Source organism: Streptomyces sp. AHU1, assembly GCF_045343905.1.
GTDB classification, from domain to species: domain Bacteria; phylum Actinomycetota; class Actinomycetes; order Streptomycetales; family Streptomycetaceae; genus Streptomyces; species Streptomyces triticiradicis.
In genome coordinates this window covers 3,480,229-3,506,611 of sequence record NZ_CP174283.1, presented here as the reverse complement: position 1 = coordinate 3,506,611, position 26,383 = coordinate 3,480,229, and the positions used below count along the sequence as shown (strand labels likewise).

At 70.5% G+C, this 26,383-nt stretch carries 21 protein-coding genes and 1 tRNA gene; 5 read left to right on the top strand and 17 right to left on the bottom strand.

Annotated elements, in window-relative coordinates; all coding sequences use genetic code 11:
• Positions 1 to 64 precede the first annotated feature (64 nt).
• From ACICHK_RS15760 to ACICHK_RS15750, 3 genes are read right to left on the bottom strand one after another with little or no spacing between them, the layout of a single operon-like run.
• Positions 65 to 976, bottom strand: coding sequence for a carbohydrate ABC transporter permease (locus tag ACICHK_RS15760; RefSeq protein ID WP_406837401.1), 912 nt, complete (start codon positions 974 to 976; stop codon positions 65 to 67).
• Positions 973 to 2,001 carry a carbohydrate ABC transporter permease gene (locus ACICHK_RS15755; RefSeq protein ID WP_151470830.1) on the bottom strand — a complete coding sequence of 343 codons (1,029 nt, stop codon included), beginning with the start codon at positions 1,999 to 2,001 and terminating at the stop codon, positions 973 to 975. The genes ACICHK_RS15760 and ACICHK_RS15755 overlap by 4 nt, the downstream gene beginning before the upstream one ends.
• Positions 1,998 to 3,317: an extracellular solute-binding protein gene (locus ACICHK_RS15750; protein WP_406837400.1), complete on the bottom strand. Its 1,320-nt coding sequence runs from the start codon at positions 3,315 to 3,317 to the stop codon at positions 1,998 to 2,000. Before ACICHK_RS15750 ends, ACICHK_RS15755 begins: the two co-directional genes overlap by 4 nt.
• 388 nt (positions 3,318 to 3,705) lie before the next feature.
• Here ACICHK_RS15750 and ACICHK_RS15745 point away from each other — a divergent pair, with 388 nt between their 5' ends.
• Positions 3,706 to 4,761: a LacI family DNA-binding transcriptional regulator gene (locus ACICHK_RS15745; protein ID WP_406837399.1), complete on the top strand. Its 1,056-nt coding sequence runs from the start codon at positions 3,706 to 3,708 to the stop codon at positions 4,759 to 4,761.
• A gap of 823 nt (positions 4,762 to 5,584) precedes the next feature.
• Here the strand turns inward: ACICHK_RS15745 and ACICHK_RS15740 are convergent.
• The 4 genes from ACICHK_RS15740 to ACICHK_RS15725 form a co-directional block, all read right to left on the bottom strand.
• Entirely contained in the window at positions 5,585 to 6,094 is a 510-nt protein-coding gene (locus tag ACICHK_RS15740) for a GNAT family N-acetyltransferase (protein ID WP_406837398.1), read from the bottom strand.
• 80 nt (positions 6,095 to 6,174) lie between these two features.
• Positions 6,175 to 6,247: transfer RNA gene (locus ACICHK_RS15735), tRNA-His, on the bottom strand.
• A gap of 110 nt (positions 6,248 to 6,357) precedes the next feature.
• Positions 6,358 to 6,960 (bottom strand): oligoribonuclease, encoded by a 603-nt coding sequence (orn, locus tag ACICHK_RS15730; protein WP_103553345.1) that lies wholly within the window; start codon positions 6,958 to 6,960, stop codon positions 6,358 to 6,360.
• 139 nt (positions 6,961 to 7,099) lie between these two features.
• The gene (locus ACICHK_RS15725; protein WP_406837397.1) at positions 7,100 to 8,341 is read right to left on the bottom strand and encodes a helix-turn-helix domain-containing protein; all 1,242 of its coding nucleotides are present in this window, start codon (positions 8,339 to 8,341) and stop codon (positions 7,100 to 7,102) included.
• 1,361 nt (positions 8,342 to 9,702) lie between these two features.
• Here ACICHK_RS15725 and ACICHK_RS15720 point away from each other — a divergent pair.
• A complete protein-coding gene (locus ACICHK_RS15720; RefSeq protein WP_151470824.1) occupies positions 9,703 to 10,230 on the top strand; it encodes a universal stress protein in 528 nt (175 codons plus the stop codon).
• A gap of 201 nt (positions 10,231 to 10,431) precedes the next feature.
• Complete coding sequence (locus ACICHK_RS15715) at positions 10,432 to 10,995, top strand: GPR1/FUN34/YaaH family transporter (protein ID WP_406837396.1); 564 nt, start codon at positions 10,432 to 10,434, stop codon at positions 10,993 to 10,995.
• Positions 10,996 to 11,145: 150 nt separating this feature from the next.
• On the opposite strand, the gene glmS is transcribed toward ACICHK_RS15715, so the two are convergent.
• Both glmS and ACICHK_RS15705 read right to left on the bottom strand, forming a co-directional pair.
• Entirely contained in the window at positions 11,146 to 12,963 is a 1,818-nt protein-coding gene (gene glmS / locus ACICHK_RS15710) for a glutamine--fructose-6-phosphate transaminase (isomerizing) (protein ID WP_406837395.1), read from the bottom strand.
• A 14-nt stretch (positions 12,964 to 12,977) separates the two neighbouring features.
• Positions 12,978 to 13,235: a hypothetical protein gene (locus tag ACICHK_RS15705; RefSeq protein ID WP_151470821.1), complete on the bottom strand. Its 258-nt coding sequence runs from the start codon at positions 13,233 to 13,235 to the stop codon at positions 12,978 to 12,980.
• Positions 13,236 to 13,399: 164 nt separating this feature from the next.
• Between ACICHK_RS15705 and ACICHK_RS15700 the strand changes: the two genes are divergently transcribed.
• Complete coding sequence (locus ACICHK_RS15700) at positions 13,400 to 14,968, top strand: fibronectin type III domain-containing protein (protein ID WP_406841233.1); 1,569 nt, start codon at positions 13,400 to 13,402, stop codon at positions 14,966 to 14,968.
• Positions 14,969 to 15,092: 124 nt separating this feature from the next.
• On the opposite strand, the gene ACICHK_RS15695 is transcribed toward ACICHK_RS15700, so the two are convergent.
• Complete coding sequence (locus ACICHK_RS15695; RefSeq protein ID WP_103552162.1) at positions 15,093 to 15,971, bottom strand: DUF4429 domain-containing protein; 879 nt, start codon at positions 15,969 to 15,971, stop codon at positions 15,093 to 15,095.
• Positions 15,972 to 16,045: 74 nt separating this feature from the next.
• Here ACICHK_RS15695 and ACICHK_RS15690 point away from each other — a divergent pair, with 74 nt between their 5' ends.
• Positions 16,046 to 17,632: a beta-N-acetylhexosaminidase gene (locus ACICHK_RS15690; protein WP_406837394.1), complete on the top strand. Its 1,587-nt coding sequence runs from the start codon at positions 16,046 to 16,048 to the stop codon at positions 17,630 to 17,632.
• A gap of 82 nt (positions 17,633 to 17,714) precedes the next feature.
• On the opposite strand, the gene ACICHK_RS15685 is transcribed toward ACICHK_RS15690, so the two are convergent.
• From ACICHK_RS15685 to ACICHK_RS15655, 7 genes are all read right to left on the bottom strand, one after another.
• Positions 17,715 to 19,484 (bottom strand): IucA/IucC family protein, encoded by a 1,770-nt coding sequence (locus ACICHK_RS15685; protein ID WP_406837393.1) that lies wholly within the window; start codon positions 19,482 to 19,484, stop codon positions 17,715 to 17,717.
• Positions 19,481 to 20,026, bottom strand: a complete 546-nt coding sequence (locus ACICHK_RS15680; RefSeq protein WP_406837392.1) for a GNAT family N-acetyltransferase — start codon at positions 20,024 to 20,026, stop codon at positions 19,481 to 19,483. Before ACICHK_RS15680 ends, ACICHK_RS15685 begins: the two co-directional genes overlap by 4 nt.
• On the bottom strand, positions 20,023 to 21,315 hold the full coding sequence (locus ACICHK_RS15675; RefSeq protein ID WP_406837391.1) for a lysine N(6)-hydroxylase/L-ornithine N(5)-oxygenase family protein: 1,293 nt from the start codon (positions 21,313 to 21,315) through the stop codon (positions 20,023 to 20,025). Before ACICHK_RS15675 ends, ACICHK_RS15680 begins: the two co-directional genes overlap by 4 nt.
• The gene (desA, locus tag ACICHK_RS15670) at positions 21,299 to 22,765 is read right to left on the bottom strand and encodes a lysine decarboxylase DesA (RefSeq protein WP_406837390.1); all 1,467 of its coding nucleotides are present in this window, start codon (positions 22,763 to 22,765) and stop codon (positions 21,299 to 21,301) included. The genes ACICHK_RS15675 and desA overlap by 17 nt, the downstream gene beginning before the upstream one ends.
• Before the next feature lie 178 nt (positions 22,766 to 22,943).
• Complete coding sequence (locus ACICHK_RS15665; RefSeq protein WP_406837389.1) at positions 22,944 to 23,810, bottom strand: siderophore-interacting protein; 867 nt, start codon at positions 23,808 to 23,810, stop codon at positions 22,944 to 22,946.
• 39 nt (positions 23,811 to 23,849) lie between these two features.
• Entirely contained in the window at positions 23,850 to 24,899 is a 1,050-nt protein-coding gene (locus tag ACICHK_RS15660; protein ID WP_406837388.1) for an ABC transporter substrate-binding protein, read from the bottom strand.
• 323 nt (positions 24,900 to 25,222) lie between these two features.
• Positions 25,223 to 26,383, bottom strand: coding sequence for an acyl-CoA dehydrogenase family protein (locus ACICHK_RS15655; RefSeq protein ID WP_406841232.1), 1,161 nt, complete (start codon positions 26,381 to 26,383; stop codon positions 25,223 to 25,225).

Below are 26,383 nucleotides of genomic sequence, written 5' to 3'. Positions count from 1 at the left end.
TGGGGAGAAAAGGCGGGACTGGGGGCCGGGGCTGCGGTGGCCCGGCCCCCTCCGTGAGGGGCGGTCAGCCCTTGATCGCGCCCTGCATGATCCCGCCCACGATCTGCTTGCCGAACAGGAGGAAGGCGATGAGCAGCGGCAGTGTGCCGAGCAGCGCGCCCGCCATGATGACGGCCTGGTCGGGGATGTAGCCGGTGCCCAGCGCGTTGAGGGCGACCTGGACCGTCGGCTCCTGCTGGTTCAGGGCGATGATCGGCCACAGGAAGTCGTTCCAGGCCATCACGAACGTCAGCAGGCCGAGCACCGCCATCGCCGGGCGTGCCGCCGGGAAGACGACGTGCCACACCACGCGCAGGCTGTTCGCGCCGTCCACCCGCGCCGCCTCGATCAGCTCGGAGGGCAGGGCCTGCAGCAGGTACTGCCGCATGAAGAACGTGCCGAAGGCGCTCACCAGGGTGGGCAGGATGACCGTCTGCAGCTGGTTGGACCAGCCCAGGTCGCTCATCCACAGGTACAGCGGCACGACGGCCAGCTGCGGCGGGATCATCATCGTGCCGATGGTCAGCAGCAGCAGGAGTCCGGAGAACTTGAACCGCAGCTTGGCGAAGGCGAACCCGGCGAGCGTGGAGAACACGACCGTGCCGACGGTGATGGTGCCGGCGACGATCGTGGAGTTGACCATCGCGGTGCCGAGTCCGGCCTGGTCCCACGCGGCCTGGAGGTTGGTGAACAGGTTTCCGCCGAACCACAGCGGCGGCGGAGACTGTGCCAGCCGGGCGTTGTTGCGCGAGGCCGCGATGGCCGTCCAGACCAGCGGAGCGAGCGAGACCAGCGCGAAGAGGGTCAGGACGACGTAGGTGACCGGACCCGCGTGCAACTGCTTGCCCGCGCCGAGCACCCGCCGGCGTCCGGGCTCCCGCTTGTCCGGAGCCGGCTTCGCGTCCGCCTGGGAGGCGGTCAGTTCAGTCGTGGTCATTGGGATTTCCTCAGCCGTCGGGTGATCAGCAGGTTGACCGCGGCGATGATCAGCAGGATCAGGAACATCGTCCACGCGATCGCCGAGGCCTTGCCGAGGTTGCCGATGTTCCAGCCCTGGTCGTACATGTAGAGGCCGAGCGTCTGGTACTGGTGCGCGGAGCCGCCCTTCGAGCCGCTGACCCCGCCGAACAGGAGCGGCTCACCGAACAGCTGCGTCGCGCCGATGGTGGACACGACCACCGTGAACAGGATCGTCGGCCGCAGCATGGGGATCGTCACGTGGCGGAACTGCTGCCAGCGGCCCGCGCCGTCGAGGGCCGCCGACTCGTACAGGTCCGTGGGGATCGCCTGCATCGCCGCGAGGTAGATCAGCGCGTTGTAGCCGGTCCAGCGCCAGATCACGATCGAGGAGACGGCGAACTGGCCGCCCCAGTCGGACTCGCGCCAGTTGATCGGGTCGACCCCGACGAAGTGGAGGAGCCAGTTGATCATGCCGCCGTCCCACGAGTACAGCAGCGTGAAGACCAGCGTCGCCGCCGCCACCGAGGTGGCGTACGGGGTGAGCATCACGACCCGCCACACGGTCGAGCCGCGCAGCCGGTAGTTGAGCAGGTGGGCGATCCCGATCGCCATGAGCAGCTGCGGCACCGTGGAGATCACACCGATGGTGAAGGTGTTCTCCAGGGCGTTCCAGAAGAACTCCGAGGACAGCAGGTTCTTGTAGTTGTCCAGACCGGCCCAGGTCTGGTGGTCGAGCCCGGAGAGCTGCACATTGTGGAGCGAGTACCAGGCCGTGTAGAGCAGCGGTACGAGCCCGAAGGCCCCGAAGAAGATGAAGAAGGGGGCGACGAATGCGTACGGGGACGCCTTCATGTCCCAGCGGTACAGCCGGCTGCGCCAGGAACCGGGGTGCTGCGGCGGCGTACCGCGACCCTGAGCGCCCCGGGCCGCGCCCGGCTGTGAGCCGGGCGCGGCGTCGGCGCTCGTCGCGGGTTGCGCGAGAGCCTGCTTGGGGCTGGTCACTGGCCGAGCACGTCCTTGATCTCAGCCTTGGCAGCGCTCCAGCCCTGGTCGGGGGTCTTGCCCTTCTGCTCGACCTGGAGGATGCCGACGTCGGTCAGCGCCGTGTTGATCGGCTGGTCCTTGATGCCGAAGTACTGGACCGGGATGGTCTTCGCCGAGTCGCCGAAGATCTGCGTGATCGGCGCGTTGGAGAAGTACTCCGTGGTGGCGGCGGCCGGCTTCAGGCTGGCGTACGCGGACGGGGTCGACGGGAAGCTGGCCTGCTTGGCGAAGACCTTCGCCTGCTGCTCGGGGGCGGTCAGCCACTTGGCCAGCGCGATGGCCTCCTTCTGGTGCTTGCCGGCCACCGGGACACCGATGAACGAACCGCCCCAGTTGGCTGCGGTCGGCGCGGCCGCCACGTCCCACTTGCCCTTGCCCGCGTCACCGGACTTCTCCTGGATGTAGCCCATCATCCAGGCGGGACAGGCCACGGTCGCGAACGAGCCCTTGGCGTAGCCCTGGTCCCACGTCGGGTCGAACTGCTTCAGCTTCGCCGACATGTTGCTGGTCGCCACCGCCATCGCGGCGTCCCAGGACTTCTTCACGCCCGAGGACTTGTCCCAGATGACGTTGCCGTCCTTGTCGTAGTACCGCTCGCTCTCGCCGCCGAGCGCCGCGTTGTACACCGAGGAGGCGGAGTCCACGAACTTGGTGCCGCTGGGCGCCTTCTTCATGTAGTCCTTGCCGACGGCGACGTACTTGGACCAGTCGCCCTTCCACTGCTCGGCGAGCTTGGTGCGGTCCGTCTCCAGACCGGCCTTCGCGAACAGGTCCTTGCGGTAGCAGATCGCCATGGGACCGATGTCGGTGCCGAGCCCGATCGTCTTGCCGTCCTTGGTGGTGGCCTGGGAGGTCTTCCAGCCCAGCCACTGCGACTTGTCGACCTCCTTGCCGAGGTCGACGAACTTGTCGGCCTGGGTCTGGACGGCCTCGGTGATGTTGCCGATCTCGATCGCCTGGATGTCGTCGGTGCCGGAGCCGGCCTGCAGGCGGGTGAGCGTCTTGGGCCAGTAGACGTCGGTACGAGTGGTGACGTTCTCCTTGATCGAGATGTTCGGGTGCAGCTTCATGTACTCGTCGTAGAGTCCGGCTTCCTTGTAGCCGAACACGCCGAACGTGCCGATGGTCAGCTGCGTCTTGCCGCTGCCTCCGCCGTCGGAGTCCGACGTGCCGTCGTTCGAGTCCTTGGAGCAGCCGGCCAGCAGCCCTGCGGTCATCGCTGCGACGGCCGCTGCGGCCGCCAGTCTGCGGGACCGGCGGGTACTCGTACGCATTGCGTCCTCCTGTTGCCTGACGTGCCGACCCCCCGGCCAACTGCATTGGTGGCGCCCGTTGTTTCTCGCTGCGGCTCGGGCGGGGAACGTGCGGGTTGTGTATGTGTCAGGTACTGTGGGAGCGCTCCCATCAGTGATGTGTTGAAGAGTCGCCGGTTCGGGCGGGGGTGTCAAGGGCGGGGGAGCGGAGAGATGCGTTCAGTTATCGGCCCGTTAGCTGAAGATGTCATTCCGCCACATGGCCGGAAGCGTCTCATGCCCCGTCCGGCGCCCGGAGGGGAGCGGTCGGCGCGGTGACGGCCACCAGGCTGCGGCCCGGTGGCGCGAATCTCGCCGGACGGGGCTGTTAGATTCCAGGCCAGCTTGGTGTCAACGGGAGGCGGAAGCCATGGCAGTCCACGGAGCGCGGAGCCGCAGCGGTGGGCGGCCGACCCTCGAAGAGGTGGCCGCGCGCGCGGGAGTGGGCCGCGGCACGGTCTCCCGGGTGATCAACGGATCCCCGCGGGTCAGTGACGCGACCCGGGCCGCGGTCGAGGCCGCGGTCGCGGAGCTCGGATATGTTCCGAACACGGCGGCCCGCGCCCTCGCGGCCAACCGCACGGACGCGATCGCCCTCGTCGTCCCCGAGCCGGAGACGCGATTCTTCGCGGAACCGTACTTCTCGGACATGCTGCGCGGTGTCGGCGCGGAACTCTCCGAGACCGAGATGCAGTTGCTGCTGATATTCGCGGGCAGCGACCGGGAGCGGCAGCGCCTGGCCCAGTACCTGGCGGCGCACCGCGTCGACGGTGTCCTGCTGGTCTCGGTGCACGCCGACGACCCGCTCCCCGACCTGCTCTCCCAGCTGGAGATCCCGGCCGTGATCAGCGGCCGGCGCTCGGCGGAGGAGACGCTTCCGTCGGTGGACTCCGACAACTACGGCGGCGGGCGCGCGGCCGTGGAGCACCTCGTCTCGCGCGGCCGCGGCAGAATCGGCCACCTCGCGGGCCGGATGGACGTCTACGGCGCCCAGAGACGCGTCGACGGCTACCGCCAGGGCCTGCGGGACGCGGGTCGGGAGGTGGACGACCGGCTGATCGTCCCCGGCGACTTCACCGAGGAAGGGGGGCGGCGGGCGATGACCCTGCTCCTCGAGCGCTTCCCCGACATCGACGCGGTCTTCGCCGGCTCCGACGTCATGGCGGCGGGCGCCCGCCAGGTGCTGCGCGAGAGCGGCCGGCGCATCCCGGACGACGTGGCGCTCATCGGCTACGACGACTCCGCCATAGCCCGTCACATGGACCCGCCCCTGACCAGCGTCCGCCAGCCCATCGAGGAGATGGGCCGGGCCATGATCGACCTCCTCCTGGGCGAGATCGCGGACCGCCGTCCCGCGGCCTCCCGGGGACTGGAGAAGCGGCAGCTGGTGCTGCCCGCGGAACTGGTGGTACGGGCCTCGTCCTGACCTCCCGCCCACCCCGGCCGCCGCTGCCCGGCCGCCGTCTCCCGACGGGCCTGTCCCCCCGCGGGGCGGCCGTTCCTCCCAGGACCTTCCCCCCCCCGAGGGAGGGGGCTGCTCCCGCAGGTCTGCCGCCGTCCTCGCCGGATGGGCCGCCGTTCCCCGGGGCCCGCTGTCCTGCGGGGGCTGATGCCGTTCTTGCCGGGAGCGGTCGTCCCTCGCGGGGCCATCGCCCCTCGTGCGTCTGTTGCCGTCCTCGCCGGGGGAGCGGTCGTTCCCCGAGACCTGTTGCCGCCCTCGCCGGGAGAGTCGTCGCTCCCTCCAGGGCCACCGCCCCCGGAGGATCTGCCGCCCCGCGGGTCTGCCGCCGCCCTTGGCGGGGGAGCGGTCGTTCCCCGAGACCTGTTGCCGTCCTCGCCTGGTGGGTCGCCGTTCCCTCCAGGGCCACTGCCCCGGAGGATCTGCCGCCCCGCGGGGCTGCCGCCGCCCTCGCCGGGGGAGCGGTCGTTCCCCGAGACCTGTTGCCGTCCTCGCCGGGGGGATCGTCGCTCCCTCCAGGGCCACTGTCCCGGAGGATCTGCCGCCCCGCGGGACTGCCGCCGCCCTTGGCGGGGAGCCAGCGCCTCCTTCCGGGGTCTGCCGCCCCGAGGGTCTGCCGCTACCTCCGGCCGTGCCGTCCGCCGTCCTCGCCGGATCCGCAGCCGCCCTCGCCGGCAGGGCTGTCGTGTCCCGGCCGGTCCGCCGATGTTCCCGGCCGGACGGTGGTCGTCTCCGTCCGGAGGGCCGCCGGTCCCCGGCAGGCGGGGCTGGTGAGGTCGGCGCCGTGGCGTCAGCGCCGTGGTGTCAGCTCCCAGCGGACCTCGCCCGCCTGGAGTTCGCCGGTCGCGGTGAGTCCCGCCGCCGCGGCGACGGCGGCGGACGCGTGGTGACCGGGATGGACATGGGCCACGACCGTACGGACCGGGAACACCCGGACCACGTGCTGGACCAGCGCCCTCGCCGCCTCCGTCGCGTATCCCCGGCCCTGCCAGGGCGTGCCCACCACCCAGGCGACCTCCGCGGTCCCTCCCGAGACGGTCGCCTGGACCGTCCCCACCAGGCATCCGAGGGCACGCTCCCGCAGCACCCAGTTGAGCCAGAGGACGGCGGGATCCGGCGAACCCGCGACGAGGCGCTCGTACCGGGCCCGCAGGGCCCGCGGAGTGTCCGGCGTCCCGCCGGTGAACGCGTGCAGCGCCGGATCCGACAGCACCCCGGCCATCTCCTCGGCGTGCTCGGCCCGCAGCGGAACGAGGTCGAGCCGGGCGGTGCGGACGGAGGGTTCCGTGGGACGGGGCATGAGGGGAGCGTACGGGCCGCGGGGCCCGGGAACGCGATCAGCCGGTGACCTGTTCACCAGGTCACCGGCTGATCGTTCAGGGTGAGTGACGGGACTTGAACCCGCGGCCACCTGGACCACAACCAGGTGCTCTACCAACTGAGCTACACCCACCATGTCCGGTCTTCGAGGTTTTCTCTGACCGGCCGAGAAAAAGTGTACAGGGTTCTGAGGGGTGCTCGCGCACACCTTTTTCCGGGGCCCAGTAGGGCCCCGTCAAAGGCCTATTCGGCGGGCAGGACGTGCCTGGCCGCGATGGTGCGGGCGGTGTCCGAGTCGGGGCCGGGCTGCGGGACGAAGATCGCCTCGCGGTAGTAGCGGAGCTCGGCGATGGACTCACGGATGTCGGCCAGGGCGCGGTGGTTGCCGTTCTTCTCCGGGCTGTTGAAGTACGCCCTGGGGTACCAGCGGCGGGCCAGCTCCTTGACGGAGGACACGTCCACGATGCGGTAGTGGAGGTAGTCCTCCAGCGTCGGCATGTCGCGCAGCAGGAAACCGCGGTCCGTCCCGACGGAGTTCCCGCAGAGCGGGGCCTTGCCCGGCTCCTTGACGTGCTCACGTACATAGGAGAGGACCTGCTCCTCGGCGTCCGCCAGGGTCGTCCCCCCGGCGAGCTCCTCCAGCAGTCCGGAGGCCGTGTGCATCTGGCGCACCACGTCCGGCATCGTCTCCAGGGCGGCGTCCGGCGGGCGGATCACGATGTCCACCCCTTCGCCGAGCACGTTCAGCTCAGAGTCGGTGACCAGCGCGGCCACTTCGATGAGCGCGTCATCCGACAGCGAGAGTCCGGTCATCTCGCAGTCGATCCACACCATGCGATCGTTCATGTGTCTCACCCTACGGCCCGCCTCCCTCGGCGGACCCGCCCGTGCGCCCCGCCGGGACGGCGGATCGAGCCGGGGCCGGGGCCGCGCGCGAAGGGGTCCGCACCCGAAGGTGCGGACCCCGTGTGTCTCCGCCGCCGTACTACGGCGCGCTGCGCTGTCCGGGCAGGCTCGGCCTGCCCGCGGCGTACAGCTCCGCCCGCTCCCGCATCGCCTCCGAGGAGAGCGCCGCCGCCGCGCCCAGGGCGCCGGCCGTCGCGGTGCGGCGGGTCTGCATCGGGAGCGGGCCAGAGTGCTCCTGGTGCAGTGAGGACGGTGGTCCGACCGGTCCGGTCGGACCGTCCGGGTCCGCGGACCGGTCGGCCTGCGGCCTGCGGGCGCGGTACGCCGCCCGGTACGCGGCCGGGGACGAACCCAGCTGCCGCCGGAAGTGACCCCGCAGCGCGACCGGCGAACGGAAGCCGCAGCGGCCCGCGACCTCGTCCACCGAGTAGTCGGACGTCTCCAGGAGACGCTGCGCCTGCAGGACGCGCTGGGTGATCAGCCACTGCAGGGGAGCGCTTCCGGTGAGCGAGCGGAACCGGCGGTCGAAGGTGCGGCGGCTCATGTAGGCGCGAGCCGCCAGCGTCTCGACGTCGAACTGCTCGTGGAGGTGCTCCAGCGCCCAGGCGACGACCTCCGCGAGGGGGTCGGCGCCGATCTCCTCCGGCAGTGACCGGTCGAGATAGCGCTCCTGGCCTCCACTGCGCCGCGGCGGGACCACCAGGCGCCGGGCGAGCGCGCCGGCCGCCTCGTTGCCGTGGTCCGTCCGCACGATGTGGAGACAGAGGTCGATCCCGGCCGCCGTGCCCGCCGATGTCAGCACGTCGCCGTCGTCCACGAAGAGCTCGCGGGGATCGACGTGCACCGACGGATACCGCTTGGCCAGCGTGGGTGCGTACATCCAGTGGGTGGTCGCCGGACGGCCGTCCAGTAAGCCGGCCGCCGCGAGCACGAAGGCGCCGGTGCACAGTCCGACTATGCGGGCGCCTTCCTCATGGGCGCGGCGCAGTGCGTCGAGCGCCTCCTCCGGTGGTGGCGAGGTGATCGACCGCCAGGCGGGCACGACGACCGTGCCGGCCCTGGAGATCGCTTCCAGGCCATGTGGTGCGGTGAGTTCCAGGCCCCCTGTGGTCCGCAGCGGGCCTTCCTCGCCGGCACACACCAAAAGGCGGTAGCGCGGCACGCCGGCGTCCTGGCGGTCAATCCCGAACACCGACAGCGGAATGGAACTCTCGAAAATGGGGCCGCCGCTGAACAGCAGCACCGCGACGATCTCCTTGCGGCGTCGCCCGGACAGTTTCCGGGCCGCGGTTTCCGGCGCGGCAGTGGAGTCGTGGCTCATCCTGCTAAGCCCCCCTCGGTGGTCGCGGCTCCTCGGTTGTGTCGCTCCTGCACGTTTCCCCTTGGTCCTGCACGAGTCCCCCGCCGTAAGACAAGATCGAATCTACTGTGTCCGGTGGCGCCAAGGTGACCAGTTCGGTACTCCGCAGAATGTCGACATGGCAACTTGGCGCGAAGCATTCGATCACGAAGCGTTGCACTCGTGGGCGTCGCAGGGAAGTGCGCCTCGTGGCGGTGGCCAATCCGCGTAGGGTGTGCGCACCCCCCGCACCCCTTTAGGTGCAGGTCGAACGGGGGTTGGGGGGTCGTTCGAGCAAGGGATGCGCCACTACCGGAAGTTGGCTGAAAAGGAACGTAGGTGTACGTGCAAACCGGTCAGTCGACCGGCTTGTTTCCCCCGGTGTGACGACCGCCTCGGTGAACTCCCGTGCCGTTTTTGCCCCATGAGGTGACCCGCGGCCCCGCTCCCCTTCCGGACCCCGTGCCCCCCGTGCCTCCCGCCCTCCCCGCGCCCCCCGGGGCTGCCCTCCCGTGCCGTCCGCGCCGCCCCGGGGCCCGCCGGCGCGCCCGTTGCCGCGGCGCGTCCCGCAGCTCGTCGGCCAGGAGCGCCGCCCCCCGCTCGGACCGGCGCAGCAGGACCACGCAGGTACCTGTCGCGGCCGCGAGGCCGAGGGCGGTGCGGGCCGCGTCGGCGAGCGAGCCCCCGCACCAGAGGAGGACCGCCGGGACCAGGACACAGCCGAAGGCCGCCCAGCGGGCCACGTCACTCACCGTGCCCGCCGCGTGGGGCGCCGGGGGGCACGGACCGGAGCGCGTTCCCGATCGCGATCCGGAGCGCGATCCGGGAGGCGCCGCGGGGGGCGGCGGGAGGACGGGGCGAGCCGGGGGGACGGAGGGGGCGGGGGAGCGGGGAGTGGCGTCGGGTCCGGGCACGCGCTGCTCCCTGGTGTTCCGGTGCTCCCCGTGCTCTCCACGGCGTGTGATCTCCATGACTCGCCCTCTCCGCGGAGGCCGCGACCGGTTCAACGCTCGTTCGGCCCGCCGGTCACTGCCCGGCCGGCTGTGCGTGCGTCCGGAAGGGGGCCGCCCGGTCCTCGCGCGGCGACGGAGTTCCCGGTTCCGGGAGCCGGTGCAAATTCACGCGGGGCCCTGCGCAAACCGCCTGTACGGGGCAGCAACCATTGCGTTACGGGCGCCCTCTCGTGCATGCTCCCTGGAATGCCGCGTAAGGCGCGCGGGATCTGGGCGGAGGAGGCGTGCCGCCGTACCCTTGGGGGTATGGGGTTGGGAAGATGTTTCCCAGACACAGCTCTGCCGTTCGTTGTCGTCCCCCACCACGAGGATCCAGACGCCGAGACACCCATGGCCGGTCACGAATTCTTCGATCCCGCGGACCGCAAGCGCCCGCTCGCCGATCCCACGGCGGCCGAGCCGCTGGCGGCGGAAGAACCCCGCCAGTCCTGCGATCCCGCTTTCAAGCACGGCGTCGTCGTCGGTTTCGACGGCTCGACGTCCAGCGAGCGCGCGCTCGCCTACGCGATCGGGATGGCCCACCGTTCGAGCTCGGGCCTGATCATCGTCCATGTGGCCAACCGGCTGCCCACCACGGTGTGGGCGGGCTGCGAGCCGCCGGTCTTCGTCGACGTCCCCGACCACCGCACCGAGGTGCTGGGGCTCGAACTCGCCTGTGCCGAGTACCTCTCCGAGGTGCCCTGGATCCTGGTCGAGCGCGGCGGCGACATCTGCCACGAACTCGAGGAAGTGGGCCGGGAGTACGAGGCGGACGCGATAGTGGTCGGCTCCACGCACGGCATCGTCGGGCGCATCTTCGGCTCGGTCGCGGGACGGCTCGCCAAGCGCGCCAAGCGCCCTGTCATCGTCATCCCCTGACGCCGTCCCTCTGCGGCCCCCGTCCTTCTCCGGCCCCCGCCCCGCCCTTCGCGGCGGCGGCCGGCCTCCTCCGTGCGGTGAGTGAACCTACTGACGCGTAGAGGTGTTTGTGCCTTTGTGAAGGGCATATATCCGGACGCCGGTCCTACGCGGCGACCGGTACGGCGCAGCACAACTGCACAGGCATGAAGGGAGCCCGCCGTGGACAATGACGTCTCTGCGGGAAGCACCACCACGGTCATAGGAAGACTCGCGCTCGGCGTGACCCTGCTGGCCTTCGGCCTCGGGTACACCGACCTGATCGACGGGGTGACGGCGGCCGACGCCGTGTCACTGGCCCACTACGTGGGGGGCGTTGCCCTCTTCGTCGCCGGTCTGCTCGCCCTCCGCGACCGTGACACGGCCAACGGCACGGCCTTCACGGGAATCGGCGCCCTCTGGTTCACCTGGGCCGTCTCGGCCGGCGGCCCGGTCTCCGACAACGCGGCGGGACTCTTCCTGCTGCTCTTCGCGCTCGTCGTGCTCTCGCTCGCCCTCGCGGGCGGGGACACCCTCGGCCAGGGCGCCCACGGACTGTTCTTCGTCTCCCTGCTGCTCCTCGCCGTCGGCCGGTTCGCGGACAGCGACGGCCTGGGCAAGGCCGGCGGCTGGTTCGCCGTCGCGGCCGGCGCGGTCGCCTGGTACGCGGCGACCGCGGCTCTCGCCCACTGGCCCACCACGCTTCCGCGACGCGCCGCCGGCCGGGGGGTGACGGCCACCGGCTGACCTCGGCGCGGGCCGGGGCATTGGGCGGCTCCGGCCCCTCGAAGAACGGTCCCCGTGCGCGGGTGGCGCGCACGGGGACCGTTCATGTCCGGCCGCCCGCAAGGCACTTGCGCGGCGGCGAGGGGGTGGCGCAGGGCCGCCCGGCGGCGGCTACTCGACGGTGACCGACTTGGCGAGGTTGCGCGGCTTGTCGATGTCCCGGCCGAGCGCCTTCGCCGTGTGGTAGGCGAGGAGCTGGAGCGGGATGCCCATCAGGATCGGGTCGAGCTCGTCCTCGTTCTTCGGGACGACGATCGTCTGGTCGGCCTTCTCCTGGTGCTGGTGCGCGACGGCGAGGATCTGGCCGCTGCGGGCCTTGATCTCCTCCAGGGCGGCGCGGTTCTTCTCCAGCAGGTCGTCGTCGGGGACGATCGCGACGGTGGGGAGCGCCGGCTCGATGAGCGCCAGCGGACCGTGCTTGAGCTCGGAGGCGGGGTAGGCCTCGGCGTGGATGTACGAGACCTCCTTGAGCTTCAGCGAGGCCTCACGGGCCACCGGGTAGCCCCGGACGCGGCCGATGAAGAGCATCGAGCGGGCCTCGGCGTACTGCTCGGCCAGCTTCTTGATCTCGTCCTCCTGCTCCAGGATCTCGGCGATCTGGGCGGGGAGCTTGCGCAGGCCCTCGATGATCCGCTTGCCGTCACGGACCGACAGGTCACGGGTGCGGCCGAGGTGCAGCGCGAGCAGCGCGAAGGCGACGGTGGTGTTGGTGAAGCACTTCGTCGAGACGACGCAGACCTCGGGGCCGGCGTGCACGTACATGCCGCCGTCCGCCTCGCGGGCGATCGCCGAGCCGACGACGTTGACCACGCCGAGCACCCGCGCGCCCTTGCGCTTGAGCTCCTGGACGGCGGCCAGGACGTCGTACGTCTCACCGGACTGGGAGACCGCGATGTAGAGGGTGTCGGGGTCGACGACCGCGTTGCGGTAACGGAACTCGGAGGCGGGCTCGGCGTCCGCGGGGATGCGGGCCAGCTCCTCGATCATCTGGGCGCCGATCATGCCCGCGTGGTACGAGGTGCCGCAGCCGAGGATCTTCACGCGGCGCACGGCGCGCGCGTCACGGGCGTCCAGGTTCAGGCCGCCGAGGTGGACCGTCGAGAACCGGTCGTCGATCCGGCCGCGCAGCACGCGGTCCACGGCCTCGACCTGCTCGTGGATCTCCTTGTGCATGTACGTGTCGTGGCCGCCCATGTCGTAGGAGGCGGCCTCCCACTCGACGGTGGTCGGCTCGGACGTCGTACGGGTGCCCTCGGTGGTGTACGTCCGGAAGTCGTCGGCCTTCAGCGTGGCCATCTCGCCGTCGTCCAGCGTGACGATCTGGCGGGTGTGGGTGACCAGGGCGGCGATGTCCGAGGCGACGAACATCTCCTTCTCGCCGATGCCGAGCACGACGGGGGAGCCGTTGCGCGCCACCACGATGCGGTCGGGGAAGTCGGCGTGCATCACCGCGATGCCGTAGGTGCCCTCGACGACCCGCAGCGCCTCGCGGACCTTGTCCTCCAGCTTCTCGTGCTGGGAGCGGGCGACCAGGTGGGTGAGGACCTCGGTGTCGGTCTCGGAGAGGAACTCGACGCCGTCCGCCTCGAGCTTCTTGCGCAGGTCGGAGGCGTTGTCGATGATGCCGTTGTGCACGACCGCGACCTTGGAGTCGGCGGACATGTGGGGGTGCGCGTTCACGTCGGAGGGGGCGCCGTGCGTGGCCCAGCGGGTGTGGGCGATGCCCGTGGTGCCGGCGAAGCGCTTGGGGACCTTCGCCTCCAGGTCGCGGACCCGGCCCTTCGCCTTGACCATCTTCAGGCCGGCCGACTTGGGGGAGGTCACGACTATGCCCGCCGAGTCGTAGCCGCGGTACTCCAGGCGCTGAAGGCCTTCGAGGAGCAGCGGGGTCACATCACGCCTGCCGATGTATCCGACGATTCCGCACATATACGTAAAATCCCTCAGCCGTAAACGATGCGGCGCAGCTGCCTGAGCGTGAACTCCGGCGGCGCCACCGCGCGATATTTCAGGTCCGCCTCGATCCGCTCGAAGATCGACGCGTTCACCAGGCCCTGGGCCTGGAGTTCGCGGTGGCGGCGGCGGACGAACTCCTGGGCCGTCTCGTCGAAATAGGCGAGAACGTCCTGGATCACCCGCAGCGCCTCACCCCGGTTCAGGGGGGTCGACCGCGTCAAATGATCAACGAGTTCGTCGTGCACCCGTTGATCCTGGAGTACGGGAGGGGCATTCGCAAGATTTCTGCCCGATATCGGGCAAGCCCTTGTTGAAACTCTCATGGTGTGCTGTTTGCGGACTGTCCATCCTGCGTCTTGCGTCACGTCGATTGCCGAGAGCAACTTTTGGGGCCATGGACACTCCACGCATGGGCGTACCCGAGCAGCTCGCCGAGAAGATGACCATGGCCGAGCAGCACGAGTACCTCCGCGCCAGATTCTCGCGGCGCAACATGATCAGAGGCGGTGCCGTGACCATCGGCGCCGTCACCGGCGGAGCCTTCGTGCCCGGCACCGCCCAGGCCGCCGCCCCGGCGCAGCGGACCTCCGCCCCGGTCGCGGCCGAGAAGGTCGACGGCGCCCTCGTCGCCCCCTTCGGCCGCCACCTCGCCTTCGGCAACGACCCGCGCACCGAGATGACCGTCTCCTGGCAGGTGCCGGCCGCGGTCAGCAAGCCCTACATCCGCATCGGCGCCCATCCCTGGGACCTCTCGCGCAAGATCGAGGCCGAGGTGCGCACCCTGTACACCCCGGCCGGCGTGGGCGCGAGCGGCGACCACACCCAGTACTACCTGCACGCCAGGCTCACCCACCTGCGCCCCGGCAGGACCTACTACTACGGCGTCGGCCACGCGGGCTTCGACCCCGCCCAGCCCCACCTCCTCGGCACGCTCGGCACCTTCACCACGGCGCCCGACCGCGCCGAGCCGTTCACCTTCACCGCCTTCGGCGACGAGGGCGTCGGCTACCACGGCCTCGCCAACGACGCCCTGCTGCTCGCCCAGAACCCCGCCTTCCATCTGCACGCCGGCGACATCGCGTACGCGGACCCGTCCGGTGCGGGCAAGACCACCGACACCGGCTTCGACTCGCGCATCTGGGACCAGTTCCTCGCCCAGACCGAGACGGTCGCCAAGCAGGTGCCGTGGATGCCGGCCTACGGCAACCACGACATGGAGGCCTGGTACTCGCCCAACGGCTACGGCGGCGAGGAGGCCCGCTGGACGCTCCCGGACAACGGCCCCGACAAGGCCAACCTGCCGGGCGTCTACTCCTTCGTCCACGGCAACACGGCGATCATCTCGCTGGACGCCAACGACGTGTCCTTCGAGATCCCGGCCAACCTCGGCATCTCCGGCGGCACCCAGACGACATGGCTGGAGACCCGGCTCAAGAAGTACCGGGCCGCCCGGGACATCGACTTCATCGTGGTCTTCTTCCACCACTGCGCCTACTGCACCTCCACGGCGCACGCCTCGGAGGGGGGCGTGCGACAGGAGTGGGTGCCGCTGTTCGAGAAGTACACCGTCGACCTGGTGATCAACGGTCACAACCACCAGTACGAGCGCACGGACGTCATCAAGGCGAACGCGGTCACCAAGAAGCTGCCGATCGGCGGCACGGCGTACACCGAGACCGACGGTGTCGTGTACGTGACGGCGGGCGCGGCCGGCCGCAGCCTGTACGCGTTCACCGCCCCCGAGTCCTACGAGGGCAAGGAGAACGAGGTCGAGTCCGTCGCCTCCTTCGTCAACCTCAAGGGCGGCAGGCAGAACGAGACGGTCGCCTGGTCGCGCGTGCGCTACCTCAACTACTCGTTCCTGCGCGTCGACGTCCAGCCGGCCCCGAAGGGGCGCCTGGCCACGCTGAAGGTCCGCGGCATCGCCGAGACCGGCGCGGAGGTCGACCACTTCACGATCGCGCGCCGGGCCAAGTAGGCACCCGGGCCCGGTGCCCGGGCACGCGGTACGGCCGGTCCGGCAGGCACCGGGTACGCCCGGAAGGCGGGGCGTACCGCCTCCCTGACCGGCGGCCGGCCCCCGCGCGGCGGTCCGCCCCTTCCTAGAGGCGTTTGAGGACCGCCTGCTTGGCCAGGGCGAACTCCTCGTCCGTCAGGACGCCCTCCTTGTGCAGCTCGCCCAGTTCGCGCAGCCTGCGCAGGAGGGCGTCGTGGTCGGACCCGGGTCCGGGACCCGGGTCCGCCTCCCCGGCCGGCTCCAGGACCGGCCGGTCCCCGGCCGCCGCCGGGTGCGGCAGCCTCACCTGCACGGCCGCCGCGACCAGCGCCATCAGCGGGTCCTTCTTGAAGCCCCACAGCTCCACGGAGTTGGGGTCGTACTTCGGCGGCGCCTCGGTGCCGGCGCCACGCACGGTGAAGCGCAGACAGCCGTTCTCCAGCCCGGCCGCGGGCCGCCACTCGACGGCCGTGATGTCCCCGAGGGCGAGGGCGCGGGCACCCGACGCGGACTTCGCGTCCTCCGTCTTCCAGTTCCACTCCAGGCGTACGCGCTCACCGTCGAAGCTCGCCGTGCCGTCGCCCGCGGACGCGGACAGCGGCACCGCCGGACCGGGCAGCAGATAGCCGTCCACCGGGCCGGAGGGAACCTGGTCGAGCAGCAGCGCGCTCCGGACCTCGTCCACGAAGTACTCGGCGACGCCGAGACGGTCGGCCTCCACCGTGAGCTGGTACGGGTCGTTCGGCTCCGTGAGCTTGCCGCCGGTCGCCTGGAGCAGCGGGTCGGCGCCGTCGCGCAGCCGGAGTCTGAGCCGCCCGGTCTTCTTGCCCTGCTCCAGGGATATGCCCGCCAACGCGCCCAGCGGCACGGTGATCTCACCCAGCGTCCGACGCAGCAGACCGACGTTCTTGTCCCGTCCCGGGGTCAGCCGCAGGGCGTCCCCGTCGAAGATCCATGTGCCGTCCCGCTGGATGATTTCCGCCATGGGGAGGATTGTTCCACCGCGACTGAGGCAAAGTGGTCTCGACCAATCCGAGATCTCGACCACAGGGAGCGCATGTGAGACAGCACCACAGAACGCCCCGGCTTCTCGGCACACTGCTGCTCGTGGCGGCGGCGGGCATCTCCCTCGTCGGCGCGGCACCGCACACCCGGGCCGCCGCTCCGCCGGTCCGTGTCGTCCCGGCCCCGGCGTCCGTCGAGCCGGGCGGAGCCCCGTACAGCCTCACCGGTGACACCCGCATCCGCGTCGACGGCTCGCGCGAGGCCCGCGCGGTCGGCGAGTACCTCGCGGACGTCCTGCGGCCCTCCACCGGCTACCGGCTGCCGGTCGGCCCGGGCGGCGCGGGAGGCATCCGGCTCCGGCTCGGCGGCAAGGGACTGGGTGACGAGGGCTACCGGCTCGACAGCGGCGCCTCGGGCGTCACCATCACGGCCGGCAAGCCCGCGGGCCTCTTCCACGGCGTCCAGACCCTGCGTCAGCTGCTGCCCGCCGCCGTCGAGAAGAAGTCCGTCCAGCGCGGGCCCTGGCTGATCGCCGGCGGCACCATCACGGACACCCCGCGCTACGCCTACCGCGGGGCCATGCTCGACGTCTCCCGGCACTTCTTCACCGTCGCCCAGGTGAAGCGCTACATCGACGAACTGGCGCTGTACAAGGTCAACAAGCTGCACCTGCACCTGAGCGACGACCAGGGCTGGCGCATCGCCGTCGACTCCTGGCCCCGGCTGGCGGCCCACGGCGGCTCCACCCAGGTCGGCGGCGGGCCGGGCGGCTTCTACACCCAGGCCGACTACCGCGAGATCGTCCGGTACGCCGCCTCGCGCTATCTGGAGGTCGTCCCGGAGATCGACATGCCCGGCCACACCAACGCGGCCCTCTCCTCGTACGCGGACCTGAACTGCGACGGGGTCGCGCCGCCGCTCTACACCGGCACCGAGGTCGGCTTCAGCTCGCTGTGCGTCGGCGGGCCGAGGACGTACGCCTTCGTGGAGGACGTGATCCGCGAGCTCGCGGCGATCACCCCCGGCGCGTACCTCCACATCGGCGGCGACGAGGCGCACTCCACGAGCCACGCCGACTACGTGGCCTTCATGGACAAGGTGCAGCCCCTCGTCGCGAAGTACGGCAAGAAGGTGATGGGCTGGCACCAGCTGACCGGGGCGACCCCGGCGGCGGGCGCCGTCGCGCAGTACTGGGGGCTCGACGACACCGGCGCCGAGGAGAAGGAGCAGGTCGCCCGTGCCGCGCGGAACGGGACCGGGGTCGTGCTGTCGCCCGCGGACCGGCTCTACCTCGACATGAAGTACACCGCCGACACCCCGCTCGGGCAGGACTGGGCCGGCCTGGTGGAGGTACGGCGCGCCTACGACTGGGACCCCGGGAGCTACCTGCCCGGCGTTCCCGCCTCAGCCGTCGAGGGCGTCGAGGCGCCGCTGTGGACGGAGACGATCCGGAGCTCCGCGGACATCGACGTCATGGCCTTCCCGCGACTGCCCGGGGCCGCCGAACTCGGCTGGTCCCCCGCCTCCACGCACGACTGGGACACCTACAAGGTGCGCCTCGCCGCCCAGGCGCCCCGCTGGGACGCCCTCGGCATCGCGTACTACCGCTCGCCCCAGGTCCCCTGGCCCGCGAACCGGTAGTACCGGACATGCCGGCGGGCGCCCCGGAGGACCGTCTCCGGGGCGCCCGCCCGTCTTCGGGGCTCCTCGCGGAGCCCGGATCTCAGAACCCGGCGATCGGGTTCTTCAGGGTGCCGACCAGCTGGAGGGCGGCCGACGGGTCCGAGAGGTCCACCATCTGCCTGTTGTTGCGCAGCTGGAGGCGGTTGAGGCAGGACAGGATGAACTCGGGGGCGAAGACGTCGTACTGGCGGAACTTGTCGGCCAGTTCGGGCGTCGCCTCCTGATACTCGCGGGTGACCTCGGCGACCGTGCGCCAGAAGCCGTCCTCCTCCAGGACGTCCTCGGCGGCGAGGTTCGCGGCGAGGAAGCGGAAGAAGCAGTCGAAGACGTCCGTGAAGACCGACAGCAGCTTCTGGTCCTCCGGCACCTCCACCCGGACGCGGGTGACCTCGGGCGGCAGCACCGCGTCGGGGTCCATGACCACGATCTCCTCGGCGATGTCCTTGTAGATCGCGCGCTGCACCGCGCCGTCCTTGAGGACCAGGATCGTGTTCTCGCCGTGCGGCATGTAGGCCAGGTCGTAGGCGTAGAAGCTGTGCAGCAGCGGGACGTAGTACGCCCGCAGATAGCGGCGCAGCCACTCCACCGGGGCGAGCCCCGAGTGTTCGATCAGCGCGGCCGCGAGACCGCGGCCCTCGTGGTCGACGTGCAGAAGCGAGGCCATCGTGGCGAGCGACTCGTCGTCCTGGAGGAAGGAGACGGGGCTCTCGCGCCACAGCGCGGCCAGCATCTTGCGGTACGGCGAGTAGCGGTCGGTCGCCCGCTCGTACTCCAGGTGCCGGTAGCCGACGGCCGCGCGCTCGCGGATGATCGTCAGGCCCGTCGACTTCAGCACCGGGTCGTTCTCGATCAGCTGGGCCAGCCAGTCGTTGATCGCCGGGGTGGCCTCCATGTAGGCGGCCGACAGCCCGCGCATGAAGCCCATGTTGATCACGGACAGGGCCGTCTTCACATAGTGCTTCTCGGGCTGCGAGGTGTTGAAGAAGGTCCGGATGGACTGCTGTGCCAGGTACTCGTCCTCGCCCTCGCCCAGGCACACCAGGTGCCGTCGGGCGACCTCGGCGGCGAAGGTGACGGCGAGCTTGTTCCACCACTGCCAGGGGTGGACGGGGATGAGCAGGTAGTCGGCCGGGTCCAGGCCCTGCTCGCGCAGCACGCCGTCGAACCGCTCGACCGTCTTCTTGCCCAGCTCCTGCCGGACGAAGGACTCGTACTCGATGCCGACGCCCGCGGTGAACGCCGCGCGCGACCGGTGCGCGGCCAGCCACACCAGGTGGACCGGGTTCGCGGTCTCCGGGGCGTACGACAGGAACTCGTGGATGCCGAAGCCGAGCCGGCCGTTGTTGGCGACGAAGCAGGGGTGGCCCTCGGTCATCCCCGTCTCGATGGCCTGGAAGCCGGCGCGGGCCAGTTCGGCGGACGGCAGCTGCGGCTTGGTGAGCTTGTAGCAGGTGCCGGAGAGGGTGGAGGAGATCTCCTCCAGGTAGACTGGAAGGGTTTCGTCGCTCAGCCCCAGCGCGTCCTTGAACTCGATGAAGAAGTCCAGGGCGGCGAGCGGGAGTTCGGCACCGTCGCGGTGCCGGGATATGGAGTCGGCGTCTATCTGCCAGTGGTCGAGCGCGCGGCGGACGGCGACGAAGCGGTAGCTCGTCAGCCCGTCGTCGCTGCGGACGGTGTACGACGGCCCGTCCTGCTCGGGAGTGAGCAGCCGCTCGTGCGCGAACTCGGAGAGGGCCTTGCGGATCAGCTGCCGGTTGGCCAGGTCCCAGTGCTCGGGGGTGAGGTGGGCGACGGAGTCGGCGAGGGTCACGCGGCCACCGCCTTCTCGAACTGCTCCCGGGTGCAGAAGCTCAGCAGCGCCTTCTTCTCCGGCTTCTGGATCTCCCGCACGGGCACGAAGCCGACGGCCTCGTTGAGGGCGTGCACGGCCGTGTTGGCCACGTCGGGCTCGACGACCACCCGGTGGGTGGCCGGGTCGGCGAAGAGGTGGTCCATCACCGCGGTGATCACGGCCCGGGTGAAGCCGTGCACGGGCGTGTCGCTCGGGGCGACCAGGAAGTGCATGCCGACGTCGCCCGGCTCCGGCTCGTACAGGCCGACGAGTTCGACGTGGCGGGGGTCGTAGCGCTCCATCAGGAAGACGGGCTCGCCGTCCAGCAGGCCGAGGAACGCCTCGTGGTGCTCGCTCGCCGCGATGGCCATGTACTCGCGTTCGACGTCGTGCAGTTTCGCCTCCTGCATCATCCAGAAGGCGGCCTTGGGGTGCGTCACCCAGCGGTGCAGCAGCGGTGCGTCCTCGACGGGGTCGAGGGGACGGACGGTGAAGGTGCCGACGGCGGTCTTGACGGTCATACGGCGAACTCCTGGAACGCGATGGTCTTCTCGACCGGGTAGTACTCGGTGCCGAGCAGCTCGCGGATGATGGACGCGTTGCGGTACGGGCCCATGCCGAGGTCCGGGGACGTGATGCTGTGGGTGTGCACGCCGGCGTTCTGCAGGAAGACGCCGCGGCCGGTGATGTCGATGGAGTAGTTGCGGGCCACGTCGTAGCGGCCGTGGCCGTCGAGGCGGATGCGGTCCTTGACCGGTTCCAGGAAGGCCGGGGTCCGGTAGTGGTAGCCGGTGGCCAGGATCAGGCCCTCGGTGTCGATCTCGTAGTCCTTGCCCTGCTCGTCCTGGCGCAGGCCCAGCCGGTAGGTGCCGTTCTCGTGACGGGCGCTGTGCAGGGTGGAGTTGGTGAGCAGCCGGGTGGGGACCGGGCGGTCGCCGCTCTCGACGTTCTTCTGGTACAGCAGGTCGAAGATCGCGTCGATGAGGTCGCCGTTGATGCCCTTGAACAGGCCCTTCTGCTGCTTCTCCAGCCGGTAGCGGGTGTCCTCGGACAGCGCGTTGAAGTAGTCGATGTAGTCCGGGGACGTCATCTCCAGGGTCAGCTTGGTGTACTCCAGCGGGAAGAACCGCGGGGAGCGGGTGACCCAGTTGAGCTGGTAGCCGTGGACGTCGATCCCGGAGAGCAGCTCGTGGTAGATCTCCGCGGCGCTCTGGCCGCTGCCGACGATCGTGATCGACTTCTTCCCGGTGAGCTCCGCCTTGCGGTGCATGTACTGCGCGGTGTGGAGGAAGTCGCCGCCGAGGTCCTGGCAGGCCTCCGGAACGAAGGGCACGGTGCCGGTGCCGAGGACGAGCCGTCGGCCGCGGTAGGTGTCGCCCCCTCGCGTCCGCACGACGTACAGCTCCTCGCCCTCGTCGTACGTCACCTCGGTGACGGTGGTGCCGAAGCGGACGCTGTTCAGCTTCCCGGCCGCCCAGCGGCAGTAGTCGTCGTACTCGACCCGCAGCGGGTAGAAGTTCTCGCGGATGTAGAACGAGTACAGACGGCCCGATTCCTTCAGGTAGTTGAGGAAGGAGTACGGGGAGGTCGGGTCGGCGAGGGTGACCAGGTCCGACATGAACGGGGTCTGCAGGTGCGCGCCGTCCAGGAACATGCCGGAGTGCCACTCGAAGTCGGGCTTCGACTCCAGGAAGACGCCGCTGAGTTCGGTGATCGGCTCGGTCAGGCAGGCGAGGCCGAGGTTGAAGGGTCCGAGCCCGATCCCCACGAAGTCGTAGGTGGTGTCCGTGGATTCAGGAAGCGCGGTCAAGGGTCTCTCCCAGGTACTGCTCGGCGTGGCCGGCGATCAGATCGAGGACGGCGGCGATGTCGTCCGTCGTGGTCTCGGGGTTGAGCAAGGTGAACTTCAGGTAGTGGCGCCCGCCGACCTTGGTGCCCGCGACGACGGCGTCGCCGGAGGCGAACAGGGCCTTGCGGGCGTACAGGTTGGCGCGGTCGATCTCGGCCGGGTCGGTGACGGCGGCCGGGATGTACCGGAAGACGAGGGTGGAGAGCGAGGGCTCCACGACGACGTCGAAGCGCGGGTCGGCGGCGAGGAGTGCCCAGCCCTCGGCGGCCAGGTCGCAGACCTCGTCGAAGAGTTCGCCGATGCCGTCGGCGCCCATCGTGCGCAGGGTCATCCACAGCTTCAGCGCGTCGAAGCGGCGGGTGGTCTGGAGGGACTTGTCGACCTGGTTGGGGATGCGCTCGGTGACCATGCGGCGCGGGTTGAGGTACTCCGCGTGGTAGGTGGCGTGGCGCAGGGTCGAGGCGTCCTTGACCAGCACGGCCGATGAACTCACCGGCTGGAAGAAGGACTTGTGGTAGTCGACGGTGACGGAGTCGGCCCGCTCGATGCCGTCGATGCGGTCCCGGTTCTTCAGCGAGGTGAGCAGTCCGCAGCCGTAGGCCGCGTCCACGTGCATCCAGGTCCCGAACTGGGAGCACAGTTCGGCGATCTCGGGCAGCGGGTCGATGGAGCCGAAGTCGGTGGTGCCCGCGGTGGCGACGACCGCCATGGGGACCAGGCCCTCCGCCCGGCAGCGCTCCAGCTCGTGGGCGAGGGCGAGCGTCTGCATACGCTTGTCGTGGTCGACGGGGATCGAGACGACGGCGTCGGCGGCGAGGCCGAGGAGTTTGGCCGACTTCTTGACGCTGAAGTGGCTGACCTCGGAGGCGAAGACGCGCAGTCCCCCGAGGCCGTCTCCCGCCTCCCCGTCCTCCCCGCCGAGTTTCGCCTCCTCGCGGGCCAGCAGCAGGGCCTGGAGGTTGGACTGGCTGCCGCCGCTGGTGAACACGCCGTCGGCGGCCGGGCCGAGACCGATCCGCTCGTTGGTCCAGTCGATGAGCCGGCGCTCGATCAGGGTGCCGCCGGCCGACTGGTCCCAGGTGTCCAGCGAGGAGTTGACGGCGGACAGGACGGCCTCGCCGAGCACGGCCGGGATGACGACCGGGCAGTTGAGATGGGCGAGGTAGCGGGGGTGGTGGAAGTAGATCGCGTCCTGGAGGTAGACCTCCTCCAGCTCGTCGAGAACGGCCGTGGTGTCGTGCAGGGGCTTGTCGAGGTCGATCCGCTCGATGCGGGGAGTGAGTTCGTCGACCGTGACACCCGTGAACGGGCGGTCGGTGGTGGCGAGTCTGGCCGCCACCCGCTCGACGCCTTCGGTCACGGAGCGGCGATACCGGTCCGCGGTGGTGTCGTTGAGCAGGTGCGAGCGCATGTGGGGGTCCTCCGTGCGGGGGAGAGTCCGAGCGGGACAAGAAGATGGGGCGAGGTCGCGACGCCTAACTTAGGTTAGCCTAACCTAAGTCGAGCGTGCGACCCCGCCCCACCTGCGCCTTTCGTGATCCACGTCTCGCCCCGCGGGGGTTTCCGGGAGGCGCGCCGGTTTTCGCGAACTACTCGCCCTGCTCGCGCAGTTGCTCCTCGCTCAGTCCCCGCCGCCAGTAGCCCACGAAGGTGACCCGCCGGCGGTCGATGCCCCGCTCGTGCACGAGATGGCGGCGCAGCTCCCTCACGCAGCCTGACTCGCCCGCGATCCAGGCGTAGGGGGCCTCGGCGGAAGGGAGTCGGGCGTCCCGCAGCGCGTCGAGCGCCAGGGGAGTGCCCGGGGAGCCCGCGCCGGAGCGCTCGTCCCGTACGAGCCAGGTGATCTCGGCGTCGGCCGCCGTCACCAGGTCCTGGATGTCGGCGGCGTGGTGCACCTCCAGCCAGGCCCTCACGCGCCGGCCGGCCGGCAGGGACTCGAGGATGGCGGAGACGGCGGGGACGGCCGTCTCGTCGCCCCACAGGACCACGAGGTCGGTGTCCGCGGGCGGCCGGAAGCGGATGGCGCGGTTGTCCTCGACGGCGGGCCCGAGCAGCACGACGCGGTCCCCGGCCCGCGCCCCGGACGCCCAGCGCGAGGCGGGCCCCGCTGGGGTGGCCGTGCCCGGCTCCAGGCCGTGCAGCGCGAAGTCGATGTCGATCTCGTCGGGGTCGCGGCGCAGCGCCCGCAGGGTGTACGAGCGCATCACCGCCCGTACGTCGTCCGGCAGTTCGCGCCAGCCCTGCCACCAGCCGTCGCCGAGCTCGACGGGGACGGCCGGTTCGTCCTGTCCGGGGTGCGGCAGGAACAGCGAGAGCGACTGGTCGCGTCCGTGGGAGTGGAACGCGTGCAGATCGGGTCCCGCGAAGGTCACCCGGACCAGGGACGGGCCGAGCCGCCTCGTCGTCACGACCCTGAGGGAGAAGAAACGGAACGGGGCGGCCACGGCCGTCGTCATGAGTGCTCCTGAGACGTGGTCAGGCGGGCACGGAGGAGGTCAGGCGACCTTCTTCGCGTTCTCGATGGCCTCGGCGAGCTTGTCGAGGATCGGGGCGCACTTGTCGTACGACAGGATCGCCTCGGGCGTCCGGGCGATGACCTGGCCGGCCTTGACGGCGGGCAGCTTCTTCCAGGTGGCCTCGGTGATGTCGGCCGGCTGGATGGTCGCGGAGCGGTCGTCCATGATGATGATGTCGGCCGGGTACTTGTCGACGTTCTCCCAGCTCAGGTTCTCGAACCAGCCGCCGCTGGCCTTCAGGGCCTTGGCGGAGGGTTCGACGATGTTCACGCCGAGCGCCTTGAAGTACTCGAGGTCGATGGAGAGGTTGGAGCCGGAGACGTAGAAGATGTCCTGGCTCGCGCTGCCGGCGAGGACCTTGATCTCGGGGCGGGCCTTGGCGGCCTTGCGCAGCCGCTCGGCGGCCGTCTCGAACTTCTTCTTCGCTTCGACGACCTTCGCGGACTTCACGTCGGCGCCGAGGGACTCGGCCAGCGCGTACATGCGCTCCAGGGACTGCGGCATCTGGCGGTCGTAGACGGAGACGCCGACGCTCGGAGCGAGCTTGGCGATCTTGTCCTTGGACTCCTCGGGGACGTACCAGAGGGTGCCCGCGCCGTCGAACATCGTCGAGACGAGGACGTCGGGGGCGAGGCCCGCGTACTTCTCGATGTTGAACTGGCCCCACTCGTTGCCGAGGACCGTCACCTTGCTGACGTCCATGTCGCCGGCCTGGACGTCGGCCTTGCCGTCCTTGGTCGTCGTCGGGCCGAACACGCCCTTGACCTCGACGCCGTAGTCGAACAGGGCGGCGGCGACACCGGTGAAGGCGACGATGTTCGCCGGGACCTTGTCCAGCTTCACGGTCGTGCCGCGGTCGTCCTTGAACGTCCAGGGGCCGGACTTCTCGGCGGCCTTCGTCGACTCCGAGCCACCGCTTTTCGAGTCCTTGTCGTCACCGCAGGCGGCGAGGGCGGCGCCGAGGCCGAGGGCGCCGCCCGCGGCGAGGATGCCGCGGCGGGTGAGGTGAGTGGCACGGGCGTTGGACATGTGTGGCTGCTTTCGAACGGGGCGGATCGACCGCCGGAGCATTCGAATGTAGGTTAGCCTAACCTCAGTACTTGTCCAGGGGGCGGGTGCCGTGATCGAGTTCGCGATCCGCCCGTGCGGTACGGCCGCTGACGTGGCGACATCGCGGCCGCGGCCGGCGGGGCGGACGCCGTGAGGCCTCAACTCGCCCGCATCCCTGCCCGGTTGACCGTGGCTCGAACCCGTCGGGCGCGGTGCGGTCCCGCGGGCGGAGCCGGACGCGCCGCGGCCACCGGAGGGCGGGTGCCCTCCGGTGGCCGCGGTGTGCCGGTCGTGCGCGGGGCTCAGCCGGTGAGCCCCAGCTCCCGGGCGATCAGCATCCGCTGGACCTCGCTCGTGCCCTCGCCGATCTCCAGGATCTTGGAGTCGCGCCACATGCGGGCCACCGGGTACTCGTTCATGAAGCCGTAGCCGCCGTGGACCTGCGTGGCGTCACGGGCGTTGTCGACGGCGATCGTGGAGGAGTACAGCTTGGCGACCGCCGCCTCCTTCTTGAAGGGTTCGCCGGCGACCAGGCGGGAGGCGGCGTCGCGCCAGCCCACGCGGGCCATGTGGGCCTTCATCTCCATATCGGCGATCTTGAACTGTATCGCCTGGTTGGCGCCGATCGGGCGCCCGAAGGCGTGACGCTCCTTGGCGTACTTGACCGACTCGTCGACACAGCCCTGCGCGAGCCCCGTGGCCAGTGCCGCGATGGCGATGCGGCCCTCGTCCAGGATGCGCAGGAACTGCGCGTAGCCGCGGCCCTCCTCGCCGAGCAGGTTGGCCGCCGGGACGCGCACGTCCGTGAAGGACAGCTCACGGGTGTCGGAGGCGTTCCAGCCGACCTTCGAGTACGGGGCGGCGACCGTGAAGCCGGGGGTGCCGGAGGGCACGATGATCGCGGAGATCAGCGGCTTGCCGTCGGGCTTGCGGCCGGTGACCGCGGTGACCGTCACCAGGCCCGTGATGTCCGTGCCGGAGTTGGTGATGAAGCACTTGCTGCCGTTGATGACCCACTCGTTGGTCTCGGGGTCGAGGCGGGCCGTCGTGCGGGTCCCGCCCGCGTCCGAGCCGCCGTCCGGCTCGGTCAGGCCGAAGGCGCCCAGGATCTCGCCGGAGCACAGCCGCGGCAGCCACTCGCGCTTCTGCTCCTCGGTGCCGAAGAGGTGGAGCGGCATGGCGCCCAGCGAGACGCCCGCCTCCAGGGTGATGGCCACGGAGGAGTCGACGCGGGCCAGCTCCTCCAGGGCGATGCCGAGGGCGAGGTAGTCGCCGCCCATGCCGCCGTACTCCTCGGGGAACGGCAGGCCGAACAGGCCCATGCGGCCCATCTCCCGCACGATCTCGTACGGGAACTCGTGCCGCTCGTAGAAGTCACCGATCTTCGGCGCCACGACGTCGTGGGCGAACGCCTCGACGGTGCGGCGGAGTTCCTCGAGTTCGGGGGAGAGGCGGTGGTCCAG

What these genes read in the sequence shown, in the direction of transcription:
- ACICHK_RS15750 (WP_406837400.1), bottom strand. Translation starts at nt 3,317, where the DNA reads ATGCGTACGAGTACCCGCCGGTCCCGCAGACTGGCGGCCGCAGCGGCC.
- glmS (WP_406837395.1), bottom strand. Translation starts at nt 12,963, where the DNA reads ATGTGCGGAATCGTCGGATACATCGGCAGGCGTGATGTGACCCCGCTG.
- ACICHK_RS15695 (WP_103552162.1), bottom strand. Translation starts at nt 15,971, where the DNA reads ATGGCGGAAATCATCCAGCGGGACGGCACATGGATCTTCGACGGGGAC.
- ACICHK_RS15665 (WP_406837389.1), bottom strand. Translation starts at nt 23,810, where the DNA reads ATGACGACGGCCGTGGCCGCCCCGTTCCGTTTCTTCTCCCTCAGGGTC.
- ACICHK_RS15700 (WP_406841233.1), top strand. Translation starts at nt 13,400, where the DNA reads ATGGGCGTACCCGAGCAGCTCGCCGAGAAGATGACCATGGCCGAGCAG.
- desA (WP_406837390.1), bottom strand. Translation starts at nt 22,765, where the DNA reads ATGCGCTCGCACCTGCTCAACGACACCACCGCGGACCGGTATCGCCGC.
- ACICHK_RS15680 (WP_406837392.1), bottom strand. Translation starts at nt 20,026, where the DNA reads ATGACCGTCAAGACCGCCGTCGGCACCTTCACCGTCCGTCCCCTCGAC.
- ACICHK_RS15660 (WP_406837388.1), bottom strand. Translation starts at nt 24,899, where the DNA reads ATGTCCAACGCCCGTGCCACTCACCTCACCCGCCGCGGCATCCTCGCC.
- ACICHK_RS15745 (WP_406837399.1), top strand. Translation starts at nt 3,706, where the DNA reads ATGGCAGTCCACGGAGCGCGGAGCCGCAGCGGTGGGCGGCCGACCCTC.
- ACICHK_RS15725 (WP_406837397.1), bottom strand. Translation starts at nt 8,341, where the DNA reads ATGAGCCACGACTCCACTGCCGCGCCGGAAACCGCGGCCCGGAAACTG.
- ACICHK_RS15740 (WP_406837398.1), bottom strand. Translation starts at nt 6,094, where the DNA reads ATGCCCCGTCCCACGGAACCCTCCGTCCGCACCGCCCGGCTCGACCTC.
- orn (WP_103553345.1), bottom strand. Translation starts at nt 6,960, where the DNA reads ATGAACGATCGCATGGTGTGGATCGACTGCGAGATGACCGGACTCTCG.
- ACICHK_RS15760 (WP_406837401.1), bottom strand. Translation starts at nt 976, where the DNA reads ATGACCACGACTGAACTGACCGCCTCCCAGGCGGACGCGAAGCCGGCT.
- ACICHK_RS15720 (WP_151470824.1), top strand. Translation starts at nt 9,703, where the DNA reads ATGGCCGGTCACGAATTCTTCGATCCCGCGGACCGCAAGCGCCCGCTC.